The sequence below is a fragment of the Kitasatospora sp. NPDC058063 genome, assembly GCF_042885395.1.
Taxonomy (GTDB): domain Bacteria; phylum Actinomycetota; class Actinomycetes; order Streptomycetales; family Streptomycetaceae; genus Kitasatospora; species Kitasatospora lactacystinica.
Map to the genome: position 1 here is coordinate 187,684 of NZ_JBHVSD010000018.1, position 16,197 is coordinate 203,880.

At 71.9% G+C, this 16,197-nt stretch carries 14 protein-coding genes and 1 pseudogene; 4 read left to right on the forward strand and 11 right to left on the reverse strand.

Features of this window, described 5'->3' with window-relative positions:
• Positions 1-123: 123 nt before the first annotated feature.
• Positions 124-717 (forward strand): hypothetical protein, encoded by a 594-nt coding sequence (locus ACFVUY_RS28635; RefSeq protein WP_387734617.1) that lies wholly within the window; start codon positions 124-126, stop codon positions 715-717.
• Positions 718-770: 53 nt separating this feature from the next.
• On the opposite strand, the gene ACFVUY_RS28640 is transcribed toward ACFVUY_RS28635, so the two are convergent.
• The 5 genes from ACFVUY_RS28640 to ACFVUY_RS28660 all read right to left on the reverse strand — a co-directional run bounded on the left by ACFVUY_RS28640 (position 771) and on the right by ACFVUY_RS28660 (position 5,534).
• Positions 771-2,015 carry a radical SAM protein gene (locus ACFVUY_RS28640; RefSeq protein WP_387734620.1) on the reverse strand — a complete coding sequence of 415 codons (1,245 nt, stop codon included), beginning with the start codon at positions 2,013-2,015 and terminating at the stop codon, positions 771-773.
• A gap of 20 nt (positions 2,016-2,035) precedes the next feature.
• Positions 2,036-2,770, reverse strand: coding sequence for a hypothetical protein (locus tag ACFVUY_RS28645; protein ID WP_387734623.1), 735 nt, complete (start codon positions 2,768-2,770; stop codon positions 2,036-2,038).
• Positions 2,771-3,013: 243 nt separating this feature from the next.
• The gene (locus ACFVUY_RS28650; RefSeq protein WP_387734625.1) at positions 3,014-3,799 is read right to left on the reverse strand and encodes a DUF2785 domain-containing protein; all 786 of its coding nucleotides are present in this window, start codon (positions 3,797-3,799) and stop codon (positions 3,014-3,016) included.
• A 126-nt stretch (positions 3,800-3,925) separates the two neighbouring features.
• Positions 3,926-5,296 carry a diaminopimelate decarboxylase gene (gene lysA / locus ACFVUY_RS28655; RefSeq protein ID WP_387734627.1) on the reverse strand — a complete coding sequence of 457 codons (1,371 nt, stop codon included), beginning with the start codon at positions 5,294-5,296 and terminating at the stop codon, positions 3,926-3,928.
• A 64-nt stretch (positions 5,297-5,360) separates the two neighbouring features.
• Entirely contained in the window at positions 5,361-5,534 is a 174-nt protein-coding gene (locus ACFVUY_RS28660; RefSeq protein WP_380549512.1) for a hypothetical protein, read from the reverse strand.
• A gap of 308 nt (positions 5,535-5,842) precedes the next feature.
• Here ACFVUY_RS28660 and kdpB point away from each other — a divergent pair, with 308 nt between their 5' ends.
• From kdpB to ACFVUY_RS28675, 3 genes are all read left to right on the forward strand, one after another.
• Entirely contained in the window at positions 5,843-8,014 is a 2,172-nt protein-coding gene (gene kdpB / locus ACFVUY_RS28665) for a potassium-transporting ATPase subunit KdpB (RefSeq protein ID WP_387734630.1), read from the forward strand.
• A 276-nt stretch (positions 8,015-8,290) separates the two neighbouring features.
• Complete coding sequence (locus ACFVUY_RS28670) at positions 8,291-8,776, forward strand: universal stress protein (RefSeq protein WP_387688558.1); 486 nt, start codon at positions 8,291-8,293, stop codon at positions 8,774-8,776.
• A 633-nt stretch (positions 8,777-9,409) separates the two neighbouring features.
• Complete coding sequence (locus ACFVUY_RS28675) at positions 9,410-9,871, forward strand: hypothetical protein (protein ID WP_387734632.1); 462 nt, start codon at positions 9,410-9,412, stop codon at positions 9,869-9,871.
• Here ACFVUY_RS28675 and ACFVUY_RS28680 read toward each other — a convergent pair whose 3' ends face one another.
• From ACFVUY_RS28680 to ACFVUY_RS28705, 6 genes and pseudogenes are all read right to left on the reverse strand, one after another.
• Positions 9,872-10,495, reverse strand: coding sequence for a hypothetical protein (locus tag ACFVUY_RS28680; RefSeq protein ID WP_387734634.1), 624 nt, complete (start codon positions 10,493-10,495; stop codon positions 9,872-9,874). It lies immediately after the preceding gene.
• A gap of 91 nt (positions 10,496-10,586) precedes the next feature.
• Positions 10,587-14,399 carry an ATP-binding protein gene (locus ACFVUY_RS28685; RefSeq protein ID WP_387734637.1) on the reverse strand — a complete coding sequence of 1,271 codons (3,813 nt, stop codon included), beginning with the start codon at positions 14,397-14,399 and terminating at the stop codon, positions 10,587-10,589.
• A 49-nt stretch (positions 14,400-14,448) separates the two neighbouring features.
• Positions 14,449-14,859, reverse strand: coding sequence for a cupredoxin domain-containing protein (locus ACFVUY_RS28690; RefSeq protein WP_387734639.1), 411 nt, complete (start codon positions 14,857-14,859; stop codon positions 14,449-14,451).
• The gene (locus ACFVUY_RS28695; protein WP_380549492.1) at positions 14,859-15,308 is read right to left on the reverse strand and encodes a hypothetical protein; all 450 of its coding nucleotides are present in this window, start codon (positions 15,306-15,308) and stop codon (positions 14,859-14,861) included. Before ACFVUY_RS28695 ends, ACFVUY_RS28690 begins: the two co-directional genes overlap by 1 nt.
• A 49-nt stretch (positions 15,309-15,357) precedes the next feature.
• Complete coding sequence (locus ACFVUY_RS28700) at positions 15,358-15,597, reverse strand: hypothetical protein (RefSeq protein ID WP_387734641.1); 240 nt, start codon at positions 15,595-15,597, stop codon at positions 15,358-15,360.
• A gap of 55 nt (positions 15,598-15,652) precedes the next feature.
• Positions 15,653-15,949 (reverse strand): annotated as a pseudogene (locus ACFVUY_RS28705) (transposase); the annotation flags it as partial.
• Positions 15,950-16,197: the final 248 nt, after the last annotated feature.

Consider the following 16,197-nt stretch of genomic DNA (forward strand, 5'->3'; position numbering starts at 1 on the left):
GGCTCCACCGTTCGTCCGACTAGGGTCGGTCCAGCTCCGCGGCACGGCGCCGTACGACCATCGCGCGGCGCTTCGCGGACCCGTCGATTGGACTGGTGAGTAGTGAACATCAAGTATCGCCACGTGCTCGGTCGTTCATGGACGGCGGCAGTCCGGGGCCGGCTCGCCGCCGCGGTGGGGGTGGTCACCCTGCTGGTGGCCGTCCTCACCGGCACGGCCGCCGGCACGGCCGGTGCGGCACCGGCGGCGGCACCGGTCGCCGCCGCCCAGGCCTCCCCCGGGTGGGTCTGTCCCGGCACGCCCGTACCGGACGGCTACGTGATCACCCAGCGCCAGCCGAGCGGGTGCAACAAGGCCGGCGCCTGGTACATCCAGCCCGTGCAGAACGGCATCTGGACCTGCGCCACCTCTCCGATTCCCCCCGGCTACGTGATCACCCTCCACAACGCCACCGGCTGCAGCGGCATCGACTACTGGTACCTGGAGCTGCCCCGCGACGGCCAGTACACCTGCGCGGGTTCGCCGATCCCGCCCGGCTACGTGCTCACCGGCCACATGAACTCCGGCTGCGGCAACATCGGCGCGTGGTACCAGCAACTGGCCCGCGTCGGCGAGTACATGTGCCCCTACCAGCCCGTTCCGGCCGGCTTCCGCGCGGGCACCTACAACGCGAGCATGTGCAGCGGCCTCGGGGGCTGGTACCTGCTCGCCGCCTGATCCGATCGCCGCCGGCGGGCACCGCGCAGCACCCGGTACCTGCCGGCGAGGGGTCAGGTCCGATCGTCCGCCGACGGGGCGCCCCCGTCGGCGCCGGGGAAGCGCGTTCCCGGGGTGACCGGGATCCCGCGGGACATGGCCTCGAAGTCCAGGATCGGGTGGGTCAGGATCTCCTCGACCTCGTCGGTCAGGAGGTTGCCCAGGATGAACTCCTCCTCCGCGCCCGACCCGAAGGTGACGACCTGCCCGCTCGACTGGATCATCCAGTTCAGCAGCTCCCGCTCGCTGCTCTCCGCGAGGTGGACCTCCCGGCCGGGGTGGTCGCGCCGGATCCCGTCCACGACCGCGCGGACGTCCTCGACCGCCACCCCGAGCCTGCGGACCGTGGCCGGCGACGCCCGCCGGCCCCACCACTGGAAGATCACCCACTGGGCGACCGAAGGGTGGGACATGATCTCGTCTGCGAGCTCCGGCAGTTGGTGGAGGTTCTCGGCACTCGCCACGGTGTGCACCCGCACCCGGTCGAAGCCCTCGGCGTCGCACAGGGCGAGGGATTCCAGCAGCGCCCGGAGGAGGTCGGCGTCCGGGCTGCGGCGGAACGCCCGCTGCACGTCCGCGGTGACGGCGTCCAGCGGCAGCCGCAGCGAGGACAGGCCGCGGAGGCGGTCGAGCTTCTCGGCGGTGAGCGTGTAGCCGGTGGTGTCGAGGCCGACCTTGAGGCCGGCGGCGATCGCGTGGTCGACCACGTCGAAGATCGGCGGCCACAGCAGCGGATCGCCGCCCGCCAGCACCAGGTCGGTGGTCCCGTGCGCGGCCAGCTTCGCGATGATCCGGTCCGCCTCGGCCAGGTCGATCTGCTCCGCGGCAAACGGGTTGTAGCAGCCCTGACAGGACATCGGACAGCGATTGTTGATCGACCAGTTGACCCGCCGGACGCCACGTCCGGTGCGCGGCCGGTCGGCCCGGCTCCGGATCCCGGCCACCAGGTGGGCCAGCCGCCGGCTCTGCGGGAGGACGGCTCCGGCGAGCAACTCCTCGGCCCGTTCGACCGCGGCCGCGGTGGCGTTGTTCTGGAGCAGCAGGAACGCCAGGCGCCAGCGCATGGTCTCGTCCGACGGGTCCCGGCCCAGGGCCAGTTCGACCCGCTCGGTCAGGGCGCCGAGGTAGCCCGGGTTGAAGTTGGCGGGCTCCAGGCGCCGTTGGAATTCGTCGGCTATCGACCCGCGTTCCAAGGACCTGTCGTAGCCAGCCCGCAAGGGGTGCGGGGGCAGGATCTCCACGTGCTGCCGGGTGGACATGGGGTGCTCTCCGGTGGTGGTCAGTTCGGGGCGGACGGCAGCAGGACGACCATCGAGTCGGCGGACGACAGGCCCATGCTCTCGACGAAGACCGCGTCGCGGACGAGCTGCGCGACGGCGGGGTGGGTGGGGGTGGCGAGGTAGCGCGCGGTGGATTCGAGCGGGGTGATGCCGCGCTCGGCGATCAGGGCGCGCAGGGCGTGCGGGAGGTTGTCGAGGCCGTCGCGCACCTCCTTGAGATCGAACCGGTCGGCCAGCCGCGTCGCGGCCCTGCGGGCCTTGGCGAGGTTGGTCGTCGGGTCCAGGGCCGTCGCCTTCGCCAGGTAGTAGGGGACGGGCTGCATCATCCAGGCCAGTGCCCCGTGCGGGTCGCTGTCGTCGCGGCCCGGCAGGTCGAAGCCCTCCGGGCCGAGTGCGAGGCCGTCGCAGAACCACTCGGGCCTCATGCTGATCCGGTAGTGGGCGTGGCCGGCCAGCCGGAACGCCGGGAGCCTGGCGATGACGGACGTCGTCTCGATCCGGAAGGTGTCGGAGATCCGCCGCATCCTCCGTCCCACTAGGTCACGGACTTCCGGCACGTCCGCGTCCTCGGCCACGACGTGGACCAGGTCGAGGTTGGAGACGACGTCTCCGCCCGGCCCGGTGCGGTGGTCGCCGCGGGCGAGGGAACCGGTCGCCGCCACCGACATGTCGGTGACGTCGGCGAACTCGCGGGCCAACTCCTGGAACAGCAGGGGGACGTCTTCGGGTCTCACATGGCTCCTCGGGTGTCGGCGGCGGCGGCGAAGGAGCGATCCTTCACCCTCTCTTCCAAGTCCTTTTACATCGTGGAGAGTTCGTATTCAGTCGCGCAGCCTAACAGCGGCCCGCCACAAATGGTCGAGTTCGCATCAATTACCTCATGCGTCAGGGATGACAAACCGACAGAAGCGGTCCTGTTCCCTCACATTGGGGCACGTTCGGCGCACCGTGGACCGGGTCGGGATCCCGTCCCCGGCTTATCGGGGCGACAGGCGCAGCACCTCGGCCACCCAGGCCTTCACCACCTCGCCGTGGGCGAGCGGGACGGGGCGGCCGCCGCGCTCCGCGCAGACCCCGAGGTCCGCCAGCAGGTACAGGGCCCGCAGGGTGCGGACGGTGTTGGAGGCCCAGACCGGCATCGGCCCGTACTCGTACGGGGCGAGGGCCTCGGCGATCGGTGCCAGCCAGCCGGTCGACCGCTCCGGCGTCAGGTCGGGGCGGGTGAGGACGAGGGCCACGGCCTTGGCGAGCCGGTCGTCCTCCCGCTCCGCGAACAGGTACTCCGTCGGGGCGAGCAGGCGCTCGGCGGCGAGCACGAGCAGCGGTCCGGGGTCGACCTCGGGCCGCAGACCGAAGGCCCCCAGCAGGTCCGCGCCGTGCGCCACCGCGTGCAGCCAGCCGAGCGTGTCGTCACGGCCCCGCAGGTCGGCCTCCGCGCGGTACCAGGCGGCGAACGCGTCGAGCCACCCGGGCCTGGTGCCGCCCTGGTTCACGATCATCCTCAGGACGAGCGGGGCGAAGGTCCGCGCCTCGATCCGCGGATCGGTGAAGCGCTCCGCCATCAGGTCACCGAGCGCCAGACACCGCTCGCGGTCGATCACCCCGCTCCGTATCCAGGTTTCCAGCACCGCGTACGGGTAACCGTCCCTGATCTCGGGGTCCGGGCTCCCCAGAGCCTCCGCCAGCTCCGCGGTCAGGTCGTCCAGCCCGCGCCCCGGGGGGAGTGCGCAGTCGTTCTCATGGATCTCTCGCCAGTTCGTCACGGGGCGGGACCCTATCAACGGCGGACACGGCCTCCCACCTGCTTTTTCGGCGCGGGAAGGTCGGCCGGGCCGACTTCCCGCGCAACCGCCGTCCGCCGTCAGCCGTCCGACTTCAGCCTTCAGCCGTCAGCGGCCGACCTCGCGCAGACGGAAGTCCTCGACCGTCTCCCGCCGGATCAGCAGCCGCGCCCGGCCGTCCTTCACCGCCACCACGGCCGGGCGGCCGACCAGGTTGTAGCCGGACGCCATCGACAGCTGGTACGCACCGGCCGCCGGCATCGCCAGCAGGTCGCCCGGGCGCAGGTCTGCGGGCAGCGCCGCGTCCCGCACCAGCACGTCCCCGGCCTCGCAGTGACGGCCCACCACGTCCACCCTCGCCTCCCCCGCCTCCGAGCGGCGGCCGACCAGCCGCACCGCGTACGGCGATCCGTACAGCGCCGGGCGCGGGTTGTCGCTCATGCCGCCGTCCACCGCGACGAAGCAGCGGCCGTCGGCCGAGTGCTTGACGGACAGCACCCGGTACACGGCCACCGCGGCCGGACCGGCCACGGCGCGACCGGGTTCGACGATCAGCCGGGGCACCTCCAGCCCGGCCTCCACGCAACGCACAGCCAGCCGGTCGGTCACCCGCACCGCGAACTCGGCGAGGTCCAGCGCCTCATCCCCCGCCAGGTAGCGGATGCCGTGGCCGCCGCCGAGGTCCAGCTCCGGCAGCTCCACGCCGTGCCGCTCCCGCACTTCGGCGAGCAGCCGCACCAGCGCGTCCACCGCGAGCAGGTACGGCTCGACCGAGGTGATCTGCGAGCCCAGGTGGCAGTGCAGTCCCGCCAGTTCGAGGCCCGGCTGGTCGAGCACCCGGGAGACGGCGTCCGCCGCGTCGCCGCCCTCGATCGGGAAACCGAACTTCTGCCCGCCGACCCCGGTGCGCACCGCCGCGTGGTGCCCGGCGGCGATCCCGGGAACCACCCGGACCAGCACCTTCTGCGGTGTGTCGGCCGCCACCAGCGCGGCCAGCCGGGCGATCTCCGCCGGGCCGTCGATCACGATCCGCCCGACCCGCAGCCGCCGCGCCAGCCGCAGCTCCTCCGGGGACTTGGCGTTGCCGTGCAGCAGGATCCGCTGCGCCGGGAAGCCGGCCGAGACGGCCAGCCAGAGCTCGCCCGACGAGCAGACGTCCAGCCCCAGCCCCTCCTGCTCCACCCAGTCGGCCATCGCGCTGCACAGGAAGGCCTTGGCCGCGTACAGCACCTCGGCGTGCGGCAGCGCCCGCCGGTAGGCCCGGGCCCGGCCCCGGACCTCGGCCTCGTCCAGCACGTACAGCGGGGTGCCGAACCGCTCGGCGGCCTCCGCCAGTCCCACGCCGCCGACCAGCACCTCGCCTCCCCGGCCGGGCCGCGCCGAGGCCGGCCAGGGGCCGCCGAGCGCGTCGGCGGAGGTGGTGACGGAGGCGGGGGCGGTGACGGGGGCGGTGACGGGCCGGGCGGCGAGCTGGGTCATGGCGGCTACTCCTGTGGGCGGGCGCGTGGGCGGCGGGATGCTCCGGCGGGTATCGGTCCGGGTGTCAGTCCTCGTAGTGCATCGCGAACCGGCAGTGCGCCGGACGGGTGCGTTCCCGGTCGGCCGCCGGGGCCGGTTCCGGCGGCTCGGGGCGGTCCCGGCGCCAGGCGACGGGCACCGGGCGGACCGTCCGCTCCAGCGGCTCGTCGACGTCGATGACGGCGGTGACAGTGGTCATGGCAGGTCCCTTCCAGCGGCGGCCCGTACGGCCGGACACCTCCAGTGGAGACCCTCCGCACACCGACCGCACCCGTCCTTGACGCATGACGTACGTCCCGGGCCCGGTCCTTGACGCCCTCCTGACAGTGGCCCCGCGGCGGCCCGTCCGCGGTGTCAGGAGTCTGTCAAGGACGGCCGCCGCGCCGCCAAGGCCTCGTCAAGGCGGGCATGTCCCCCGGTGCTCCGGTGGTGGGCTGTCCGCCGTCCCCGCAGCCCCACCGAACCGCCGCCCCACCCGACCGGGCGGCCCGGAAGGTCCCCGAGACGATGCGCCGTTCGGCCCTCACCACCCCGGACACCACCGACCAGCAGAACCTGTTCCGGCGCCCGGACCGTGCACCCGGGCCGCCGCCCGGCCACCGGCCCACCTCGCCGGGCGTCCGCCGCCGGCTGATCACCCGCCGCCAGCTGGCCGAGGCACTGCCCGCCGCCGTCCGCAAGCTCCACCCGCGCACCATGACGCGCAACCCGGTGATGCTGGTGGTCGAGTGCGGCTCCGCGCTCACCACCGTCAGCGCCGTCCTCCACCCGAGCGTCTTCGCCTGGGTGATCTCCTTCTGGCTCTGGCTGACCGTGCTGTTCGCCAACCTGGCCGAGGCCGTCGCGGAGAGCCGCGGCAAGGCGCAGGCCGAATCGCTGCGCCGCGCCCGGTCCACCACCACGGCGCGACGGCTCCTGCACTGGCGGGTCGGCACCCGCGACCTGCGCCACGAGGCCGTTCCCGCCGAGCAGTTGCTGCTGCACGACATCGTCCTCGTGCCGGCCGGCGAGGTGATCCCGCGGGACGGCGAGGTGGTCGAAGGCGTCGCCGCCGTCGACGAGTCCGCGATCACCGGGGAGTCCGCGCCGGTGGTCCGGGAGTCCGGCGGCGACCGCACCGGCGTCACCGGCGGGACGAAGGTCCTCTCCGACCACCTGGTCGTCCGGGTCACCTCGCGGCCCGGGCAGAGCTTCGTGGACCGGATGATCGCCCTGGTCGAGGGCGCCGACCGGCAGAAGACGCCAAACGAGGTCGCGCTCAACATCCTGCTGGCCTCGCTGACCATCGTCTTCCTGCTCTCCGTCGTGTCGCTCCAGCCGATGGCCATCTACGCCCACGCGCCGCAAACCACCATCGTGCTGGTCGCGTTGATGGTCGCCCTCATCCCGACCACCATCGGCGCCCTGCTCTCCGCCATCGGCATCGCCGGCATGGACCGGCTGGTGCAGCGCAACGTGGTCGCGCTCTCCGGCCGGGCGGTGGAGGCCGCCGGGGACGTGGACGTGCTTCTGCTCGACAAGACCGGCACCATCACCCACGGCAACCGCCGGGCCGTCGCCCTGCACCCGCTGCCCGGCGCGACCACCGAACAGCTCGCCGAGGCCGCCCAGTTGGCCTCCGTCGCGGACGGGACGCCGGAGGGGCGGTCACTGGTCGAACTGACCAACCGCCAGTACTGGGTGCCGCCGCGCTCCCCCGGCGAACTCGGCGAACAGCGGCCCGTGCCGTTCACCGCGCACAGCCGGATGAGCGGCGTGGACCTCACCTGGTCGGACGGCACCACCTGCCTGATCCGCAAGGGCGCCGCGAGCGCCGTCGCCCGCTGGGTGGTGGACTCCGGCGGACGGCTGCCGATGGAGGCCGAGCCGCTGGTGGACCGGATCGCCGGGTCCGGCGGCACCCCGCTGCTGGTCGCCGTCCACGACCGGCACGGCGCACGGGCGTTGGGCGTCGTCGAGCTCAAGGACGTGGTGAAGGAGGGCATCGCCGAACGCTTCGCCGAGCTGCGGCGGATGGGCATCCGCACGGTCATGGTCACCGGGGACAACCCGCTGACCGCGCGCGCCATCGCCGACGAGGCCGGGGTGGACGACTTCCTCGCCGAGGCCACCCCGGAGGACAAGCTCGCCCACCTGCGGCGCGAGCAGGCCGCCGGGAACATGGTCGCGATGACCGGCGACGGCACCAACGACGCCCCCGCGCTCGCCCAGGCCGACGTCGGCGTCGCGATGAACTCCGGCACCCCGGCCGCCAAGGAGGCCGGCAACATGGTCGACCTCGACTCCAATCCGGCGAAGTTGATCGACATCATCCGGGTGGGCAAGCAACTCCTCATCACCCGAGGCGCGTTGACCACCTTCTCGATCACCAACGACGTGGCCAAGTTCTTCGCGATCATCCCCGCGATGTTCGCGAACGCCTACCCAGGGCTGCACCACCTCAACATCATGGAACTGCACAGCCCCACCTCGGCGATCGCCTCCGCGATCATCTTCAACGCCCTGATCATCGTCGCCCTGATCCCGCTCGCCCTGCGCGGCGTGCGCTACCAGCCGGCCTCCGCGACCGACCTGCTCCGGCGCAACCTGCGGGTGTACGGACTGGGCGGGCTGGTGCTGCCGTTCCTCGGCATCAAGGCGATCGACCTGCTGATCCAGTTCGTCCCGGGGCTGGGCTGAGACACCGGCGGGAGACACCGGCCGGACGTGCCGGGAGACACCGGCCGGACGACACCGGCCGAACGTGCCGGGAGACACCGGCCGGAGGGCCCGCCGCACCACCGCCGACGGGCCCTGTCAGAAGGCCGTCAAGATGTGTGCGACCTGCGTCATGGTGGTGTCAGCGGCGGTACGGAGGAGTCCGTTCCGGGGTTCACTTGATTCATCCGAAGCAAGGAGTGCCGAACCGGCGGAGCCCGATGGAGAGAGCCGCCGGAGAGACGGAGGCGAACGGCCATGACCGGGACCACCCGAGTGATCGTCGGCCTGAGCGGGTCACTGAGCAGTCTGGCCGCCCTCTACCACGCCGTCGGCGAAGCCGCCCGGCACGAAGCGACGCTGGTGCCCGTCGCCGCCTGGACCGCGATCGAGCGGGACGGCCGGCGCCCGCCCTCCGAGCTGGAGCACGCCGCCCGCCGGCGCCTCGACATCGCCTTCGAACAGGCCTACGGCGGCTACCCGTCCGGCCTGGTCATCCACCCGCTGGTGGTCAACGCCGAACCCGGCCCCGCCCTGATCGGCGCCGTCACCGGCCCGGAGGACCTGCTCGTCCTCGGCGCCGCCACCCGCCGCCGCCTGGACCGCCTGCGGCACGGCTCCGTCGCCCGCCACTGCCGCCACCGGGCCGGCTGCCGGGTGATCGAGGTCTCGCCCTCCGCCCTGCTCACCCGCCTCGAACTGCCCGCCCGCACCGGCGCCCCGCTCCCCCTGCTGGCCCGCTGACGACGCGCCTCCCCGCGCCCAGCCGCCCAGCCGTCCAGCCGCCCCACCTGCGAGCGCCCCGCCCCAGCGCCCACCCGCACGCCCCGGCCACTACGCCCGGGCGCGCGGGTGGGCGCTCGGCCATGCAGGGGGCAGGCGGGGCAAGTACTCTTCCTCGCCGCCGAGTTGGAAGTGTCGAACCGGCCTGCGAGCCCCACCGACCCCGGCCTCCCCACCCCTGCGGCCCCGACCGCGGAAGCGGAGCTCCGCACTCAAAGTAGCCGGGCCGCCACCCCTCGACATGCCCACCGGCAGCCCGGGTTCCGCAACTTCGACAAGCCTGTCGAAGGTGACATGCCCGGGCTATGCTGGCCCGAAGCCCGCCCGCAGTCGGGCCCCTCACCCCGTCGACGAACACGCCACCCAGGCGCTCCCGACCGGAAGGAGGCGCGGTCCCGACCTCCGCAGGACGGCCAACCTGCCGCGGCCAACATGCCGCCCACATCACGTACTTGACGGTCCGTCAATGATGATCCGCGATTTCACCGCCTGAGCCGTGACGCGTGCCCCGGGCCGCCCACCGCCGTTGTACGGAAGGTGAATCGCCGCGCCCGCCCGAAACCCCCGGCCGCCCCGCCGAGGAAGAGGTTCCGCATGACGACGTCCCGGACCCACCCGCGCCCCGCCGAGGCCGCGGTACTGCTCACCGTGCTCGGCCTGCTCGTCCTGGAGGAGATCGCCCTCGGCATGGCCGAGGAGGAGGACCGCCCCGTCATCGGCGGCATCCTGATCGGCGCCTCCGGCACCGGCCTGCTGGTCGTCGGCGCGGTACTGCTCAGCCGCTGGATCGACCTCCGCCGCCCGCTCCCGCTGCCCCCACCCGGCCCCAACGGCCGCGAGTACAGCGCCCGCGCCCTCGAAGGCTTCCCGATGGAGGCCGTCCGCCCCCTGCTGCTCGCCGAGAACGCACCCCAGCTCGGCCACCTGTACTCCGCCTGGATGCTCGCCCGGGCCGGCCGCCCCGCCCCCTGGATCGCCCGCCGCCTCGCCATCCCCCCGGACGCCGCCCAGCTCCTGGTCGAGGCCGCCCGCTCGACAAGACTCGACCGGGCCTGATCAGCGCCGCCGACCGGTCTCCGCGTTCGCCTGCGCCACCAGGTACGGCACCAGCCCGCGCTCCGCCAGCGCCGACCGCCAGGCATCCCGCGCCAGCACCAGTTCCCCCGGCCCGTCCGCCGCCTCCCCGGCGTCCGCACCCCTCGCCCGGGCCGCCCCCAGCAGCCCCAGCCCGCCCACCAGCAGACTCACCGCAGCCACCCCGGCCGACACCCACCCGGCCTCCACCAGCGCGTGCGCCAGCACCTCCAGGTCCTCCACCAGCCCCAGCACGAGGCCCAGCAGCAGGAAGATCACCGCCGCCGTCACCGCGATGATCGGCACGACCACCCCCAGCACCCCCCACCACCCCGACGCCCGCTCCCGGGGAGGCGCCGCCACCGGCAGCCGCGCCACCGCATCGGCGTCCGCCCGCAACGCCGCATACCGCTCGTACTCCGGCGCCGCCGCGGCCAGCACGAACTCCGCGTTCTCCCGCGCCGCCCGCCGCAACCGCTCCGAACCCCGAGCCTCGTCCCCGCCCGCCCGCAGCGCCGCCCGCACCTGCGGAGCGGAAAGTGCTCGCCCCAGCTCCGTCTCGAAGTCCGCCCGATCCTGCTGCGGCAGCCGAAGCGACCTGTCCATGCTCGTCCCCGATCACCGTTCGTCTAGTTCTACAGAACTGTAGAACAAGGAGGAAGGTTGCAGCAGCCCTGTTCACGGGTGGATTCGGTGCTCAGGAGGGGTCGGCCATGGGGACGCGGGCGAGCGCGTCGCGGATCAGCTCGGCTGCGTCGGGAGTCTTGATGCCCCACTGCCGATACCACTCGGTGATCTGCGCCATCCTCCATCCCGTCCTCAGCGACCGCTTCAGCAGACCGACCAGGGTGACATCCTCGATCCACAGCGTTCCGATCGGCCGCGATGTCGATCCGTCGAGGAGATCGAACGCCTGGTCCGACGTCACCCCCGCCGGCAGGTCATCGCTGGAGGGAACGATCCCGCGAGACCTCAGATGGCGAGCCAGCTCTCCGGGATGACGCTGAAGCCGCCGGGCCGCCATGATCAATCGAGCGAACGGTACGGGATCACCCACACGCAGGTCGCTCCAGTCCATCGCACCACCGTCCGAGAAGAGTTCCTCGTCCAGCCGGGTGGGACTCTCCGGCAGGGCGAACGGAACGTCCATGCCGTAGGCCCGACACCGCTCGACGACCTCCGCCAGCGAGGAACTCCTCGATGCCACCACAGCGAAGAGCCGCTCGTAGGTCAGGTCGCCCGCGTCGTACCAACGCGGTCCCCCGTCCTGGAACAGATCGAGATCCGCAACACAGGCATCCTCCGGGACGCGCGACACGGTGAACCCGGCCGCCCCGAGAACCTCCGCGGCCCGCTCGACCGTGATTCCCAGATCCCGTACCGCGCGCAGGAGATGATCCGGCGGCACCACTTCCGATCGCTCCAGCCAGGGACCGGTGTCCGCAAGTTCCCAACTCAACAGTGCCGCAGTCTCGTCGGAGGGAAATGGCGACAGACCCGTCGGGTCCGCCTCAAGACCGTAGTTCGCCATCACCGCACAGACCCGGTCAACAGGAATCCCCAATACCCGGCCGGCTTTGACCAGATGCCCTGGCGGCACCGCGCCTCCCGGCATGGGGCCGCCCCAGCGGGCTCCCTTCCCCGACCGCGTCCAGAGGAAGACGGGGTCGCTGTCGACGGCTACGGCGAGATCCACGACCTCGGGAGCGAGTTCCCAGCCCGCGCCCAACAACGCGTCCGCCGCTTCCTCCACCGAAGTCCCGTTTCGATCCGCCATGGCCAGCAACTCGCTGACGGTCACGGACGGACGATCGGGAACCTGCTGGAGAATCGAACCGCGACGAGAAAAAACACCCAGCTCAACAGCCCTGGCGCGGACGCTCTCCGGAGCGAGACCGAGATTCCGGGCAACATCCGGGATCGATCCCTCGTCCAGATACAGCAAGGCCCACATCCTCCTCCCGAATTCCCGATGTCTCGGCGCCAACACGGCGATATCGGACGGCATCGCCGGAAGCACCGCCCGGGCCGCAGGCAACCCCGGGCAGAGGATCGCCAGTTCCGGGAAGGAACGGTCCACGCCGTGAGCCAACATTCTCCAGAGCAGAATGTGATCAGGAACGTTGCCCAGAACCGTCCCGCTGCCGAAGTCATCCAGAGTTTCGAACCATTGCAGAATTCCGGCATCCGCCAGGAAACAACCCGTACGGCGGGTTTCGTACTCGACCCCGAGGAACTCGAACCCACGGCCCCGCCGGATGACCTCGGCGGCCACCAGATCGGCAAGGTGGCAGTTCTCCTCCGTCACCTGATGGATCCACTCCATGCTCAGCACGGCCGAGTCGCGGCCCACGAACTCAACCACCGCCGACTGCAGGAGTTCCCGCACCGTCTCCGCGAGGTCGCTGATGACGCGGCGGCGGTCAACGGACAGCTTTCCCGGGGACAGTCGTCCGGTGAGGTTCACCACGGCACCGGACAGGCCGCGCGACGATACGACTCCTCGCACGACTTCCGGCTCGACCACCAGCCCGTCCACCAACAGGGCCCCGCCGTGCTCGCACCACGTCACCTGCGCGCCTTCCGGGGCATCGGTCCAGGACATCATCGAGCCCCAGGCGTTGAAGCCGAAGGCTTCGCCCCTGGGCGCCTCCCGCGATGCCAGGACTCCGGGTTTCCAGTTCGTCTCCCGCTCGACGTGCACCGCCGAGGTGCAGAACTCCGCAACGGCCAGGAGGCGTTCGAGAACGTTCACGCATGACCAAGACTCCGCCAGCTCGATGTCGTCCCGCAGGTACAGCCGTACGGTGGTGCCGGGCGCGCTGCCCCGCTCCGACCGCTTGGCGATGCGGAAGAGGTGGCTCGGGCCGTAGATGGAGACCTCCAGTTGCGGGCCCAGCTGGCCGGAGGCGTCCAGGCGGCAGGTGGTCACCTTGATCTCATCGGCGAGCATGAAGTAGCTCAGTACGCCGATGCCGAAGCGGCTGTTGGGGTACAGCTCGACGGGCGGGTCGACCTTGCGCCACTCGGCGCGTTCGAGCTTGAAGTCGAGCTGCTCGGCGAAGCGGGCGCCGGCGTTGGAGAAGACTCCCCGCAACTCCTCCTCGCCCATGCCGACGCCGTTGTCCTGGCACTCCAGGTAGGCGCGGCCGTCCTCGTCCACGCCCTGGCGGAACTCGATTCGACCGTCATACGTGAAGGTCGCGATGGGATTGGTCCGGTCCAGGTACTCCGTCCGGGCGCGGCGGTACCGGCAGGCGTCGAGGGCGTTCTGGTAGAGCTCGCGGACGGCCAGGTCCCGGTCGCGGTAGAGCTCGACGCCCATCAGCAGGCTGCGGACGCGGCGTTCGTCCATGCGGAAGCGCGCCCAGCCCGTGAAGGCGCCTGCGGCGGGGGCGGCTTCGTCCGAAGTGAGCCGGGTAGGGAGTGGGTGCGACGGGAGGATGCGGCGGACGGCGTGGAGGAGTTCGTCGGCCCTGGCCGTGTACTCGCGCAGTCCTTCGACCACCGCCTCGTGGTGGCATTCCGCACGCAGGACGGGAAGGTCGTAGGAGCCGCCCCAGACCGCCAGTTCGAGTGTCCGGCGCAGGTCGGCGAGGTCGACCTCGTCCGGGATGCCGAGGTGCTCGGCCACGATCTCCGGGAGGGCGGTCATCTCGATCGCCGTCCCGTACGCCAGCGCGAGCAGCAACGCCAACCGTGGCTCCCGGACGTGCTGTTCGCCCGGGGCCCGCAGGTGGTTGTCCGCGCTCAGGCCGGCGAGGTAGTCGCGGTTGCCGACGTCGGGGCCCCGGCGCAGGCCGTGCAGCAGGGCGCAGACGCGCTTGAGGGAGAAGGTCTCCTCAAGTTCGGCGAGCGCCGGCAGCTGGTCGAGGATCTCCTGGACGCCGTCGGGGTCGGCAAGGTCCTCGTGCTGGTCGAGCCAGCGGTGGAAGAGCCACCAGCCGAGGGGGACGGCGGAGGCGGGGCGGGTTCGGGTGCGGCCCACGAGTAGGTCGTAGGACTCGATGAACTGCTCGTAGGCCGATCGGTCGGCGTCGGGCTCGGGTGACGGCGCCAGGTCGGTCGGCCCGACGGCGGCCCGCGCCGCCGCCAGGCGCAGTGAGCGGACCCGGTAGAGGAACGGGAGCACGGCCAGCAGCGCGGCCTCGGCCGGGTAGAGCTTCAGCGACTCCTCGCCGAGCAGCCAGCCGACCCGTTTGGCGAAGCGCTCCGCGATGCCCGGGTCCTGCCAGGGGTCGTCCGCCGTGTCGACCGAGTCCCGAAGCCGGGCCAGCTCACCGACCGTCTCCTGCACGACGCGCTGGTACTGCTCGATGTTCGGGTCCTCGCGGACGTGCTGCCAGACGCGGGAGTCCGCGACGAGCTTCACCCACTTGTCGGCCCCGTCCGGCACCACCGGGGTTCGGATCCCGCCCACGTTCACGACGCCGATGCTCCCGGCCTGCACGACCGTCCCGTGCACCGGGCCGTTCACCGTGTTCGCCGTGTTCGCCGTGTGGTCCGCCATCCCTCGTGCCCTCCCCGTGTGCAGGGCACGAGCGTAGGGCAATCGTCCCTCACGCCACGGTCAGGATCCCGCGCATGAAGTGGTGGAAGGTGCAGAGGTACGAGTAGGCGCCCGGTTGGCTCGGGGCGGTCAGGGTGGCGCCGGCGCCTGGGGCGATGGGGCCGGTGTCGAAGGTGCCGTCCTGGGCGGTGAGGGTGTGGGTGGTGGTGCCGGTGTTGGTCACGGTCACTACCGCGCCCGGGCTGACGGTGAAGTTGTCGGGTTCGAACGAGAAGTCGCGGATCGTCACCGTTCCCGCGAAGGGGGCCGGCGACGGGGCCGGCGCGAACGGCGCGGACGGCGCCACGACGGGGCTGGTGGTCTCTTCCGGCCCCGGTACGACGAACGAGCTGATGCAGCCGGTCAGTAGGGGACCGGCTGCGAGCAGCAGGAGGGCGGCGGCCCGGACGGGCGACCGCATCAGGCGGTGGTGGCCAGCTTGACCCGTTTGGCGTCGGCGGCGGCCGACGGGGTGGCGCCGATGTTGGAGACGGTGGCGGTGAGGACGGCGTCGACGTCCGGGAGCCAGTTGGTGGTCTTGGACTGGACGACGATCTGCCGTTTCTGCGGTGTCCCGTCGCAGATCACGTCCGTCTCCGCCGTCCGGCTGGAGCCGAAGGCGATCGACGAGGTGTCCTCCGGGTCCTTCTGCTCCGCCGTGACGGTGAGCGAGCGGGCGTCGTCGGCGACGGTGCAGAGGTAGTCGACATCCACCCGGATCCGGCCGGGGAGCCTGGGGTCGATCTTGGCGTCGCCGATGGTGACGCTGGTGGCCGCGGTGTCGGGGGTCTGTGTCGGATCGTCGGCCAGGGCGGGTACGGCGGCGCCGGTGAGTCCGGTGAGCGCCGAGGTGAGTACCGTCAGGATCATCCACCGCTGCACTGCAACCTCCCGGTCCGAGAACGTGTTGCGGCCGACGCTAACCGCCCGGCGGCTCGCCCGCTCGCCCGACCGTCCCGACCGTCATACCAACAGCCCATCGCCCTGCGCCCCGCCCCGTCACCCCCACCGCCGTCGCCCACCGCCACCACCGCCACGGCCACCGGAGCCAGACCGCCCAGGTCAGCGCCGAGCAGCCCGCGTACGCCACCAGGAACCCCGTGTACGCCGCGTCCTCGTTGCCGCCGGCCAGGAAGGGCTGCCGGAAGGCGAGGTTCACCAGCACCCCACCGAACGCCCCGATCGCGCCCGCTAGGAGCTGTTCAAGGTTCGGATCATGTGGTTGAGGTCAGGGACTTCAACCACATGATCGATCCGCGGAGGTGCAGGCCTGCCGTGTAGCTTTCCGGGCTCTTGTCGTATCGAGTGGCCAGGCCGCGCCAGGTCTTGATCTTCTGGAAGCACCGTTCGACGTGGTTGCGCCGCTTGTAGCGGTCGGGGTCGAAGGCGACCGGTCGGCCGCCGGCGGAGCCCTTCCGTCTCCGGTTGGCCGCCTGGTCCGCCTTCTCCGGGATCACCGCGGTGATCCCGCGTCTGCGCAGGTAGGAGCGGTTGGCTTTCGAGGAGTAGGCCTAATAGGCGTCGTGGGCCGGCTTTTGGGCGGTCCTGGCGGGGGCCGGGCGGGACGTCTGGTCTGTAAGCGGCGCCTGGGAGCGCTTCGACAAGAGGGACGCATGCGCGGCCCCTGCCGTTTGGTACGCGGTCGTCGTACGGTGCCGTTGTTAGAGCCGTTCCCAGGGCCACCTCCTGATCAGCCGGAGCCGTGGAGCTCTTCACGAGAGCGAGGACCCCGGGGGCAGCTGGGGCCACGGACGGCTGA